The 12,575-nt window shown below is 56.9% G+C and carries 12 protein-coding genes; 1 reads left to right on the forward strand and 11 read right to left on the reverse strand.

Translation table 11 applies throughout. The annotated features are described in order from the left end of the window. Positions 1-38: 38 nt before the first annotated feature. From lpxD to rpsB, 11 genes are all read right to left on the reverse strand, one after another. Positions 39-1,100, reverse strand: a complete 1,062-nt coding sequence (gene lpxD / locus HBN63_RS12555; protein WP_170049709.1) for a UDP-3-O-(3-hydroxymyristoyl)glucosamine N-acyltransferase — start codon at positions 1,098-1,100, stop codon at positions 39-41. Then, positions 1,100-1,603, reverse strand: coding sequence for an OmpH family outer membrane protein (locus HBN63_RS12560; protein ID WP_090248384.1), 504 nt, complete (start codon positions 1,601-1,603; stop codon positions 1,100-1,102). Before HBN63_RS12560 ends, lpxD begins: the two co-directional genes overlap by 1 nt. Positions 1,604-1,646: 43 nt before the next feature. Then, entirely contained in the window at positions 1,647-3,995 is a 2,349-nt protein-coding gene (gene bamA / locus HBN63_RS12565; RefSeq protein ID WP_170049644.1) for an outer membrane protein assembly factor BamA, read from the reverse strand. Positions 3,996-4,084: 89 nt separating this feature from the next. After that, positions 4,085-5,437, reverse strand: a complete 1,353-nt coding sequence (rseP, locus tag HBN63_RS12570) for a sigma E protease regulator RseP (protein WP_170049645.1) — start codon at positions 5,435-5,437, stop codon at positions 4,085-4,087. A gap of 21 nt (positions 5,438-5,458) precedes the next feature. Then, positions 5,459-6,643 (reverse strand): 1-deoxy-D-xylulose-5-phosphate reductoisomerase, encoded by a 1,185-nt coding sequence (ispC, locus tag HBN63_RS12575; protein ID WP_170049646.1) that lies wholly within the window; start codon positions 6,641-6,643, stop codon positions 5,459-5,461. After that, positions 6,640-7,455 (reverse strand): phosphatidate cytidylyltransferase, encoded by an 816-nt coding sequence (locus HBN63_RS12580; protein WP_170049647.1) that lies wholly within the window; start codon positions 7,453-7,455, stop codon positions 6,640-6,642. Before HBN63_RS12580 ends, ispC begins: the two co-directional genes overlap by 4 nt. Further along, positions 7,455-8,210: a polyprenyl diphosphate synthase gene (uppS, locus tag HBN63_RS12585; RefSeq protein ID WP_090248390.1), complete on the reverse strand. Its 756-nt coding sequence runs from the start codon at positions 8,208-8,210 to the stop codon at positions 7,455-7,457. The genes HBN63_RS12580 and uppS overlap by 1 nt, the downstream gene beginning before the upstream one ends. A gap of 16 nt (positions 8,211-8,226) precedes the next feature. Continuing rightward, complete coding sequence (gene frr / locus HBN63_RS12590) at positions 8,227-8,784, reverse strand: ribosome recycling factor (protein ID WP_090383231.1); 558 nt, start codon at positions 8,782-8,784, stop codon at positions 8,227-8,229. Next, entirely contained in the window at positions 8,774-9,523 is a 750-nt protein-coding gene (pyrH, locus tag HBN63_RS12595; RefSeq protein ID WP_090248393.1) for a UMP kinase, read from the reverse strand. The genes frr and pyrH overlap by 11 nt, the downstream gene beginning before the upstream one ends. Positions 9,524-9,713: 190 nt before the next feature. Continuing rightward, positions 9,714-10,580: a translation elongation factor Ts gene (gene tsf, locus HBN63_RS12600; RefSeq protein WP_160085136.1), complete on the reverse strand. Its 867-nt coding sequence runs from the start codon at positions 10,578-10,580 to the stop codon at positions 9,714-9,716. A 182-nt stretch (positions 10,581-10,762) separates the two neighbouring features. After that, on the reverse strand, positions 10,763-11,506 hold the full coding sequence (rpsB, locus tag HBN63_RS12605) for a 30S ribosomal protein S2 (protein ID WP_170049648.1): 744 nt from the start codon (positions 11,504-11,506) through the stop codon (positions 10,763-10,765). 285 nt (positions 11,507-11,791) lie between these two features. On the opposite strand from rpsB, the gene map reads away from it, so the two are divergent. After that, positions 11,792-12,574, forward strand: a complete 783-nt coding sequence (gene map / locus HBN63_RS12610; RefSeq protein ID WP_170049649.1) for a type I methionyl aminopeptidase — start codon at positions 11,792-11,794, stop codon at positions 12,572-12,574. Position 12,575 lies beyond the last annotated feature (1 nt).

A 12,575-nucleotide genomic window follows, 5' to 3' on the forward strand; every position in this document is an offset into this window, starting at 1 on the left:
GCCTGTAAGAGAAAAAAGAGAAGCCGGCAAACACCGGCTCAGGCATCAGATGAAGTGTCGGCGGTTGGGGTCACGGCCGCCAGCTGCTTTTCCAACTGTTGCAGGCGGCGCGCCATATCATCCAACTGACGAATCCGTGCCGCGCTCTTGCGCCATTCAGACGCTGGCTGCATGGCGGTGCCCGAGGAATAGGACCCTGGCTCAGTGATCGAACGGGTGACCATGGTCATACCGGTGACAAATACGTTGTCGCACACCTCGATGTGCCCAACCATGCCCACACCACCGGCGATCATGCAGTTCTTGCCAATCTTGGTACTGCCGGAAATCCCCGCACAACCGGCCATGGCCGTGTTGTCGCCGATCTGCACGTTGTGCGCGATCATGATCTGGTTATCCAGCTTCACTCCATTACCAATCAGCGTATCTGAGAGTGCGCCACGGTCGACAGTGGTATTAGCGCCTATCTCGACGTCATCACCGATGGTCACCCCACCGATCTGCGCGATCTTCTGCCAAACGCCCTTCTCGTTGGCAAAGCCGAAGCCCTCACCGCCGATCACCGCGCCAGATTGAATAACCACCCGTTTGCCAATGCTCACGTCGTGATACAGCGTCACTCGCGGAGCCAACCAACCACCCTCGCCAATCACCGAGCGCGCACCGATAACGCACTGCGCGCCGACGGTTACACCGGCAGCGATTTGCGCGCCACTTTCGATCACCGCATAGGCGCCGATACTGGCACTCGCATCAACGTGAGCATCCGCAGCCACCACTGCAGTGGGGTGCACGCCAGGCATAGCCTGGGGCTTACGGTCAAATAGATGGGAAAGCTCGGCATACGCCAGGTAAGGATTAGCAACGACCAAGGCATTGCCGGCATAGCCTTCAGCATCTGCGGCGGCCAACAGCACCGCGCCAGCCTGGCAGCCCGAGAGAAACTTACGGTATTGCGCATTGGCGAGAAAGCTCAGCTGATCAGCGCCGGCTTCCTGCAAGGTGGCCAAGCCGCTGATCAGCTTATCTGTGTCGCCACGTAATGTGGCGCCCAGACGATCAGCCAACTGGCCAAGGGTATAAACTGTTGCACTCATGATCAGCGCAGCTGATTCATGCGCTCAATAACCTGGCGGGTGATGTCGAACTGAGGTTTGACATCAATCACCGCACCGCGCTCCAGCACCAGGTCGAAGTTACCAGTCTTGATCACTTCTTCCACGGCCTTGTCCAGGTTCGGCTTGAGCTTTTTCAGCATTTCACGATCAGCCACGGCCTTGGACTCATTCAGTTCCTTGGACTGGAACTGGAAGTCACGAGCTTTTTGCTTGAATTCAAGCTCCAGGCGCTCACGCTCAGCGGTCTGCATTTTTTCGCCGTCTTTAACTAGACGGTCCTGAATGCGCTTGGCGTCGCTTTCCAGGGTTTTCAGCTTATTCAACTGCGGGCCGAATTTCTTCTCGGCATCCACGGCGTAACGTTTGGCAGCATCAGACTCCAGCAAGGCCATTTGATAGTTCAGTACCGCAACTTTCATCTCGGCAAACGCCGGGGTCGCCAGCAAGGCAACGCTTAACAAAACCAGTTGAGTCAACTTACGCACGGTGCAACTCCTGCAAAACTGTTGGTGTTCAAAAATCCGACGCTTAGAACGTCTGACCGAGAGAGAACTGGAAAATCTGCGTGTCAGCATCATCCGGTTTGATGATCGGCATAGCCAAACTAAAGCTCAACGGACCCAATGCGGTGATCCAGGTCAAACCAACACCGACCGAGCTGGCCAAGTTGCCAGGATCAATACTGCTGCAATTTGCTTGAGAATTACCGCAATTGGTGTCGAAGACATTACCCACGTCCCAGAACAGTGCTGTACGCAGGGAACGCTGATCTTTTACGAACGGCATGGGGAACAGCAGTTCAGCACCACCCTGGATAAGGACGTTACCGCCGAACGGAAGCGGATCTTGATCTGGATCGAAGGCTGTACCAGGGTTAGTCCCCCGACTCGGCGTGCTGCGTGGCCCCAAGCTACTGTCCTTAAAGCCACGTACCGAGTTGAAACCACCCGCGTAGTAATGCTCATAGAACGGCAGGTCAGAAGTAGAGCCGTAGCTTTCGCCATAACCCAGCTGGGTATGCAAGCGCAAGGTATAGGTGTCGCTCAGCGGTTTAAATATCTGGCCACGGTAATCCACTTTGAAGAACGACAGGTCACTGCCCGGCACTGTGGTTTCGAATACCAGGCTTTGCGAATGACCGCGGTTAGCCAGCACACCACGGTTCAGAGTCGATTCAGACCAGCCAATCGACGCTTTGAGGTTCAGGTAGCTGTCACCCTCGGCCTCGATAAAGTTGAAAATCTCATCAACGGTATACACACCGGTACCGATGCTGTCGTTCTGGATGGTCAAGCCATAAGTCAGACGCGAGGTATCGCTGATTGGATAACCAATACTGGCACCCGCACCGTAGCTGTCCACCGAGTAACTGGATACATCAGTATTCAGTTCGTCGTAATCGGTTTCACGGAAGAAGGCGTTGTAACCCAAACTAACGCCATCTGGCGTCCAGTAGGGATCAACAAAGCCGAAGTTGTAGTTACTCTGGTATTCGCTTCGGGTCAGGCCGACGCTAACCTTGTTACCCGTACCCAGGAAGTTGTTCTGGGTAATCGAGCCACCGAGAATCAAACCGGCGTTCTGGGCAAAACCAACGCTGGCGGTGATGGAGCCAGAAGCCTGCTCTTCCACGCTGTAGTTGACATCAACCTGGTCATCGGTGCCTGGCACCTGTGGGGTTTCGACATTAACTTCCTTGAAGTAGCCCAGACGCTCAAGACGGGTCTTGGACTGATCGATCAGGTACGTCGAAGCCCAACCACCTTCCATCTGACGCATTTCACGGCGCAGCACTTCGTCTTCAGACTTGGTGTTACCACGGAAGTTGATGCGGTTAACGTAAGCACGCTTGCCCGGATCGACCACAAAGGTAATAGACACAGTGCCGTCATCATGGGCTTCCGGTACGCCGTTAACGTTAGCGAAGGTATAGCCTTCGTTACCCAGGCGACGGGTGATCAGCTCGGACGTGGTGGTCATCACTTTGCGCGAGAATACCTGACCTTCCTGAACCAGCAGCAGGGCCCGCACGTCTTCTTCCGGAACCTTCAGTTCACCGCTGAGTTTGACCTCACGTACGGTGTACTTCTCGCCTTCGTCGACATTGACGGTGACATAGACGTGTTTTTTGTCCGGGGTAATGGATACCTGAGTCGAGCTGATATCCATATTGATATAGCCGCGATCCAGGTAATAGGAACGCAGGCGCTCCAAGTCGCCGGAAAGTTTTTCACGGGCGTACTTGTCATCGTTTTTAAAGAAGGACAGCCAGTTGGTGGTCTTCAGCTCAAACAGGTCAATCAGGTCCTCATCAGCAAAGACTGAGTTACCCACTACGTTGATATGCTGAATTGCAGCAACGGAGCCTTCATTGATATTGATCTTTAGCGCTACGCGGTTACGCGGCTGCGGAATCACTTCGGCTTCGATTTCGGCGGAATAGCGGCCCTGCGCAACGTACTGACGCTGCAGCTCATTACGCACACCTTCGAGGGTTGCGCGCTGGAAAATCTCACCTTCAGACAGACCGGACTGATTGAGACCTTTGAGCAAGTCTTCGCTGGTGATGGCCTTGTTGCCTTCGATTTCGATACTGGAAATCGACGGACGCTCAACCACGGTCACAACCAGTACGTCGCCATCGCGACCGAGCTGAATGTCTTGGAAAAAGCCGGTTTTGAACAGCTCGCGGGTCGCCTCAACCAGCGAACGGTCATCGGCTTGCGCGCCCACATTAAGTGGCAGGGCACCGAATACGCTACCCGCGGAAACGCGCTGCAGACCGGTGACCCGGATATCGGAAATGGTGAAGGACTCGGCGTGAACTTCGGTGATCATCAGTGCGGCAAGCACCGCAGGTAGCAGCAGACGTTTCATGAAGTCCTTTCTTATTCCAACTGACAATAAAAAATCTGCCGCTTAGTGCGACACGTATTGTTCGTACCGAGAGCGTAATTCAGCAGTGGTTACAGGCGACCCAAGTCGTTTACCAGGGCCAGTAGCATCACCCCGATGACCAAACTGATGCCGATCTGCATCCCCCAACCCTGTATCCGTTCCGACAGCGGGCGACCACGCACCCACTCGACCAGATAAAAAAGCAGATGCCCCCCATCCAGCACGGGGATAGGCAACAAATTAAGAACCCCCAGACTAATGCTTAAGTAAGCGAGAAATTTAAGAAAATCACTCAAACCTGACTCAGCAGAAGCGCCCGCCACTTTAGCAATGGTTATCGGCCCGCTCAAGTTTTTTACCGAGAGCTCGCCAAACAGCATTTTCTTCAGTGAATTGAGGGTCAGAACGCTCATTGTCCAGGTGTTTTTGGCACCTTCGGCGATGGCTTCTAATGGGCCATAGCTGACTTCGCGCAACATCTCAGGCGGCCATTCGCCACCCGCAACACCAGCACCCAGGTAACCACTGAGCGCCTCACCTTCACCGCGGGCGGCCAGAGTCAACGGCACATCCAGCTGCTGACCTTGGCGCTCTACCCGTAAACTAATCTTTTTACCCGGTAAGCCACGTACTTGATCCACCAGCTGCTGCCAATCGGCCAAAGACTGACCGTCGAGCGCAAGCAGGCGATCGCCAACCTGCAAGCCCGCAGCAAATGCCGGACCTTCAGGATCAAGCTGCGCCAACACCGGCTGCAGAGCCGGACGCCAAGGACGAATACCCAATGAGGAGATGGGATCTGGCTCATCGGCACCGCGCAGCCAGTTATCCAGGACGATCTGCCGAGGACTGTCGACCGAGGAACCCGGCTCGCGTACCGCGAGATCCAGACGACCACTTTCCCCCAGCCGACTAACCAGCTGCAGATTTACCGCAGCCCAGCCGGTGGTGGGCTCGCCGTCAACCGCAACAATCTCCTGCCCGACCTGCAAACCAGCGACATCGGCCAGACTGCCCGCATCGACCGCGCCAATAACCGGGCGCACCTGCTGGCTGCCCAGCATCGCCACAACCCAGAAGAACAGTAGCGCTAGGAGGAAGTTCGCCACCGGACCAGCCGCCACGATGGCAATACGCTGCTGGACTGACTTGCGATTGAACGACTGATCAAGCAGCTCCGGCGGCACATCGCCTTCGCGTTCATCGAGCATCTTCACATAACCGCCCAGCGGGATGGCGGCCACGACAAACTCAGTGCCCTGGCGGTCATGCCAACGCAGCAGCGGGCTGCCAAAACCGACGGAAAACCGCAGTACCTTGACGCCACATCGGCGGGCGACCCAGAAGTGCCCATATTCGTGGATGGTTACTAGCACACCCAGTGCAACCAGGGTACCGACCAACATATAAAGCGCACTCATCAAACTTCTCCGCGTCGGTGATCAGCGCCGACTCAGCCATTGTTCGGCCAGATAGCGGGCCCGACCATCTGCAGCCAGCACCGTATCCAGGCTCTCAACCGCCAGGGCGGGCTCAGCGAGCAAAACGTCTTCGATGATACTCGCGATCTCGGGAAAGCGGATGCGTCGCTCAAGAAAGGCCGCAACCGCCACTTCATTGGCCGCATTGAGCATGGCTGGCGCGGTACCGCCGGCTTGCGCAGCATCACGCGCCAGGCGCAGACAAGGAAAGCGCTGTTCGTCAGGCGCCTGGAAGTCCAACCGAGCAATGGCGAACAGATCCAGCGGCGCAACACCCGAGTCGATTCGCTCTGGCCAGGCCAGAGCATGACTGATCGGCGTACGCATATCCGGATTGCCCAATTGGGCCAGCACCGAACCGTCGACATAATCGACCAGCGAATGGATCACGCTCTGCGGATGCACCACCACTTCAATCTGCGCCGGGGTAGCATCAAACAACCAGCAGGCCTCGATCAGCTCCAGGCCTTTGTTCATCATGCTCGCCGAATCGACCGAGATTTTGCGCCCCATCGACCAATTGGGGTGCGCGCACGCCTGCTCGGGGGTGACCGCATGCAACTGTTCCAGCGGCATTTCGCGAAATGGCCCGCCCGAAGCGGTCAACAGAATACGCCGCACACCGACTTGCTGCAGGCCGCGAGCGTAGCCACCCGGCAGGCACTGGAAAATCGCATTGTGTTCACTATCGATTGGTAACAGCACAGCGCCGCTTTTACGCACAGCCTGCATAAACAGCGCGCCCGACATCACAAGAGCTTCTTTGTTGGCCAGCAGCACCTTCTTGCCGGCCTCGACCGCCGCCAGGGTCGGCGGCAAACCGGCCGCGCCGACGATGGCAGCCATCACCGCATCCACTTCAGGGCGCACTGCCACTTCACACAACCCCTCGGGGCCATGCAGCACTTGAGTGGCCAGGCCGGCAGCACGCAAACCCTCCTGCAGGTGGCGAGCTTGCAGAGCCTGCGGTACCACAGCAAAGCGCGGGCGGTAGATCATGCACAACGCCTCCAGTTCAGCCAGACGACTGAAACCGGACAACGCGAATACTTGATAACGCTCTGGATGGCGAGCGATGACATCGAGGGTGCTCAGACCGATCGAGCCGGTCGCCCCCAACACAGTAATCTGCTGCGGATGACTCACAGCGCGCCCCAGCCCGCTAGCCACAACAACGCAGCGAACACCGGGATTGCCGCCGTCAGGCTGTCGATACGGTCCAACACGCCGCCGTGGCCCGGCAGCAGATTACTGCTGTCCTTAACCCCGGATTGACGCTTGAACATGCTTTCGGTCAGATCACCGACAACCGATATCAACACCACCACGGCGGTGCCGATCAAGCCCAGCAACAGACTGGCAAACGACCAGTCGCGGTAAATCGCCACGCCCACACAGATCAGCAGGGTCGCCAGCAGACCACCGAACACCCCTTCCCAGCTTTTACCGGGACTTACCTGCGGGGCCAGCTTACGCTTGCCGAAGCGCCGACCGGCGAAATAGGCACCGATATCCGCGCCCCACACCAGCACCATCACCGCCAGAATCAGCCAATTCGCTTCAGGCCACTGCTTGAACAGCACCAGGCCCTGCCAGGCGGGCAGCAGAATAAGCAAGCCGATCAGTAATCTCACCGGAGCCTGCGTCCAGTAACGGCTGCTGGCTGGATAACCCAACACCAGAAAGGTCGCCACCGCCCACCAGACAACCCCAAACAACAGCACCCAGGGCGCCAAGGCGGGCAGCAGATACAAGCCAAGCAACAATGCGGCCACCAGCACGGAATAGGCCACGCGCTGCACCTGGGCAGTAAATCCTGCCAGCCGCGCCCATTCCCAGGCGCCCAAACTGACCACCGCGCCGATAAACAGCGCAAACAGCGCGCCATTGAGCAGAAAGAAGCCACCCAGGGCGAATGGCAACAGCACCAGCGCCGTAATAATTCGTTGTTTGAGCATCAACTACGGGCCTCAGCAGCCACCTGATCGCTGGTTTTCCCAAAGCGACGCTGGCGGCTAGCAAAATCGGCCAAGGCTTTGCGCATGGCGTCGTGTTTGAAATCCGGCCAAAACAGGTCGGAGAAATACAGCTCGGTGTAAGCCAGCTGCCAGAGCAGGAAGTTACTGATGCGGTGTTCGCCACCGGTGCGAATGCACAGATCCGGCAGCGGCAAATCGCCGGTTACCAGGCAACTCTGCAGCAATTCGGGAGTGATGTCCTCGGCGCGCAAATGACCGCCTTGAACTTCACGGGCTAAACGCTGCGCCGCCTGAGCGATATCCCACTGACCGCCATAGTTGGCCGCCACCTGCAGGACAAAGCGTTTGTCGCCAGCAGTCTGCGCTTCAGCCTCACGCATCGCAGCCTGCAGCTCAGGGTGAAAGCGTGAGCGATCACCAATGATGCGCAGGCTGATGTCATTGGCATTGAGCTTCTTCGCCTCGCGGCGCAGCGCACTGAGGAACAGCTCCATCAGCGCACTGACTTCCTCGGCCGGGCGCTGCCAGTTTTCACTGGAGAAGGCGAACAGCGTCAGCACCTCGACGCCCGCCTCGGCGCACACCTCGATCACCGCACGCACCGCATCGACACCGGCTTTATGACCGGCCACGCCGGGCAGCAGACGCTTCTTCGCCCAGCGATTATTACCGTCCATGATGATCGCCACATGCCGTGGCACGGCGAACGGACTACCGTCTTTGGTCTTTTCCATGACGATATCCTGGCCGTTAAACGGCCATCAGATCCGCTTCTTTCTGCTTCACTGCCACTTCGATTTCCGCGACAAACTTATCGGTCAGCTTCTGGATTTCGTCGGCCGCACGGCGCTCTTCGTCTTCGCTGATTTCCTTCTCTTTAACCAGGTCTTTCAACTGGCTCAGGGCGTCACGACGAATATTGCGCACCGCCACACGACCATCTTCAGCCGCGTCACGCGCCTGCTTGGTGAAGCCCTTACGAGTTTCTTCGGTCAGCGCAGGCATTGAGATCAGCAGCAGCTCACCCAGATTGGTCGGGTTGAAGCCCAGGCCGGAGCTCTGGATCGCCTTGTCGACAGCAGACAGCATATTGCGCTCGAAGGCTACAACCTGCAGGGTACGGGCGTCCTTAACGGTGACGTTGGCCACCTGATTCAACGGGGTGTCGGAGCCGTAGTAAGGCACCATCACGCCACCGAGAATACTCGGGTGAGCTTGACCGGTACGAATACGGCTGAAGGCGTGAACCAGCGATTCCAGGCTCTTCTGCATACGTACCTGGGCGTCTTTCTTGATCTCATTGATCATGTTTATCTTCCTCAATCAGAGTGCCTTCAGCGCCGCCGACTACAACGTTCAGCAGGGCACCGGGCTTGTTCATGTTGAAAACGCGCAGCGGCATATTATGGTCGCGACACAGGCAGATGGCCGTCAGATCCATTACGCCCAGCTTGCGGTCGAGCACCTCATCGTAGGTCAGGCGATCAAACTTCTCGGCATGCGGGTCTTTGAATGGATCGGCAGTGTACACACCATCCACCTTGGTCGCTTTGAGCACCACGTCAGCATCGATTTCGATGGCGCGCAGGCAAGCGGCCGAGTCGGTGGTGAAGAACGGATTACCAGTGCCAGCGGCGAAAATCACCACCTCACCGGTTTTCAGATGACGCAGCGCCTTGCGCCGGTCGTAGTGATCGGTCACGCCAACCATGGAGATGGCCGACATGACGATTGCCGGGATATTCGAACGCTCCAGCGCGTCGCGCATGGCCAAGGCGTTCATCACGGTGGCCAGCATGCCCATGTGGTCGCCGGTGACCCGATCCATACCCGCCGCGCTCAGCGCCGCGCCACGGAACAGGTTGCCACCACCGATAACGAGACCGACCTGTACACCGATACCGACCAATTGGCCGACTTCCAGCGCCATGCGATCCAGCACCTTGGGATCGATGCCAAAATCTTCCGACCCCATCAGGGCCTCGCCGCTAAGTTTGAGCAGAATGCGCTTGTAGCGCGGTTGACGACCACTCATCTGCTGAGCCATTGCGAGTCTCTCCTGCGGCGTTTGAATTCTGTGCAAACCTTCGGTTCGCTTTTATCGAGCGCTTCGACAGCGCCCTGAGTCATTGGTGCCAAAGCTCCAACCACTCCACAGCTTAGCTGTGCCCTCAATTTGACAAAGAGGCCGCGCGCGTTAGCGGGCAGCCTCTTCGGGGCAACAGCGGTTAGCCGTCTTACTGCTTGCTGGCAGCAGCTACTTGCGCAGCAACTTCTTCAGCAAAGTTGTCGACCGGCTTCTCGATGCCTTCGCCAACCTTGAAGTAGGTGAAGGAAACGATTTCAGCACCGGCTTTCTTGGCCAGAGCACCGACCTTGATTTCCGGATCCTTAACGAAGGCTTGCTCAACCAGGCTGGCTTCAGCCAGGAACTTCTGGATACGACCAGCAACCATCTTCTCGACGATTTCAGCCGGCTTGCCCTTGATCTTGTCTTCGTTGAGGCTGACGAACACGGCTTTCTCGCGCTCGATGGCTTCAGCGGAAACTTCCGAAGGCAGCAGGAATTCAGGGTTGCTTGCAGCTACGTGCATGGCGATGTCTTTGGCCAGGTCGACGGTGCCGCCCTTGAGCACAACCACAACACCGATCTTGTTGCCGTGCAGGTAAGAACCCAGAACGTCACCTTCAATACGCGCCAGACGACGGATATTGACGTTCTCGCCAGTTTTGGCAACCAGGGCCAGACGGGCTTCTTCTTGAGCAGCGATCAGCGGCTCAACTTCGGTCATCTTGTCAGCAAAGGCTTTCTCGACGCTGGCAGCAACGAAGTTCTTGAAATCGTCCTGCAGAGCCAGGAAGTCGGTCTGCGAGTTGACTTCGAGAATGACGGCAGTCTTGCCATCTTCCTTGATGCTGATGGCGCCTTCAGCAGCCACGTTGCCGGCTTTCTTGGCAGCTTTGATCGCGCCGGAAGCACGCATGTCGTCGATGGCTTTTTCGATGTCGCCGCCAGCCTTAGTCAAGGCCTTCTTGCAATCCATCATGCCTTCGCCAGTACGCTCACGCAGTTCTTTAACCAACGCTGCAGTAATTTCTGCCATTTCAAAATCCTCTGGATAGGTTGTTAACCATTCCACCCGCGAAAACGGGCGCTCAATTCGTTACGCATTGCCGACAATGACCAGAAACGATTGCAACTGCACGTCGACGATGGTTTTCAAGGTGGCAAAAAGGGGGCTAAGCCCCCTTTTTGCGAACTAAGCAAACGCTAAGCGCGTTTTACTTAGCCTTCAGCAGCTTCTGCAGCCGGGGCTTGCTCAACGAACTCGTCGGCGCCGCCATTAGCGTTAGTGCGACCACGGATTACCGAGTCAGCCATTGCACCCATGTACAGCTGGATGGCGCGAATGGCGTCATCGTTACCTGGGATGATGTAGTCAACGCCTTCAGGGCTGCTGTTGGTATCGACGATGCCGATAACTGGGATACCCAGTTTGTTGGCTTCGGTGATAGCAATGCGCTCGTGGTCAACGTCGATCACGAACAGAGCGTCTGGCAGACCGCCCATGTCCTTGATACCACCCAGGCTGCGATCCAGTTTTTCCAGATCACGGGTGCGCATCAGAGCTTCTTTCTTGGTCAGCTTGGCGAAAGTACCGTCCTGGGACTGAACTTCCAGATCACGCAGACGCTTGATCGAGGCGCGGATGGTTTTGTAGTTGGTCAGCATGCCGCCCAACCAGCGATGGTCGACGTACGGCGAACCGCAACGTGCTGCTTCTTCAGCAACGATCTTGCCAGCGGAACGCTTGGTGCCCACGAACAGAATCTTGTTTTTGCCCGAAGCCAGTTTCTCAACGAAGGACAGTGCTTCGTTGAACATTGGCAGGGTTTTTTCAAGGTTGATGATGTGGATCTTGTTGCGCGCACCGAAAATGTACTTGCCCATTTTCGGGTTCCAGTAACGGGTCTGGTGGCCGAAGTGCACACCGGCCTTCAGCATATCGCGCATGTTGACTTGGGACATGATAGTTCCTTGATAAGTCGGGTTAGGCCTCCACGTATCCCGATCTCCAACCTGGCGAACTTGTCGCAAGGCACCCAGGAAACCGTGTCGATACGTGTGTGGGTTTAAGCTTTCGGGCACACAGCCCGTAAAGCGGCGCGTTTTATATCATAAAAGTCAGGACCAAGCTACTCACAGACAACAACATATGCAGCCAAGTTAGCCGCAGGTTTAACGTGGCGCTTATGGCTGGCGACTTGTAGCTGTTAAGATGTCGCCCTTTCTGTTCGCGTTCGAGAGCCGCACATGACCGTCACCATCAAAACGCCCGACGAAATCGAGAAAATGCGCGTAGCCGGTCGCTTGGCTGCCGAAGTTCTGGAAATGATTGGCGAACACGTCAAGCCCGGCGTCACCACCGAAGAGCTTGATCGCATCTGCCATGACTATATTGTCAACGTGCAACAGGCCATCCCTGCGCCGCTCAATTACAAAGGTTTCCCTAAGTCGATCTGCACTTCGGTCAACCACGTGGTCTGCCACGGCATCCCAAATGACAAGCCGCTGAAAGAAGGCGACGTGATCAACATCGATATCACCGTGATCAAAGATGGCTACCACGGCGATACCAGCAAGATGTTTATGGTCGGCAAAGTGCCAGAGTGGGCTGAGCGCCTGGCCAAGATCACCCAGGAATGCATGTATAAAGGGATTGAGCTGATCAAACCCGGTACGCGCCTGGGCGATATCGGCGAAGTGATCCAGAAGCATGCGGAGAAGAACGGTTTCTCGGTGGTGCGCGAATACTGCGGTCACGGCATTGGTGCGGTGTTCCATGAAGAGCCGCAAGTGCTGCACTACGGCCGCGCCGGCACTGGTATGGAACTGAAGGAAGGCATGACCTTCACCATCGAGCCGATGATCAACCAGGGCCGACCGGAAACCCGCACCCTGGGTGACGGCTGGACCGCAATCACCAAGGACCGCAAGCTCTCCGCCCAGTGGGAGCACACCATTCTGGTGACCGCTGATGGCTACGAGATCTTCACCCTGCGCAGTGATGACACCATCGCCCGTACATCGGCCTGAG

The organism is Pseudomonas sp. WS 5011 (assembly GCF_012985775.1).
GTDB lineage: Bacteria > Pseudomonadota > Gammaproteobacteria > Pseudomonadales > Pseudomonadaceae > Aquipseudomonas > Aquipseudomonas peli.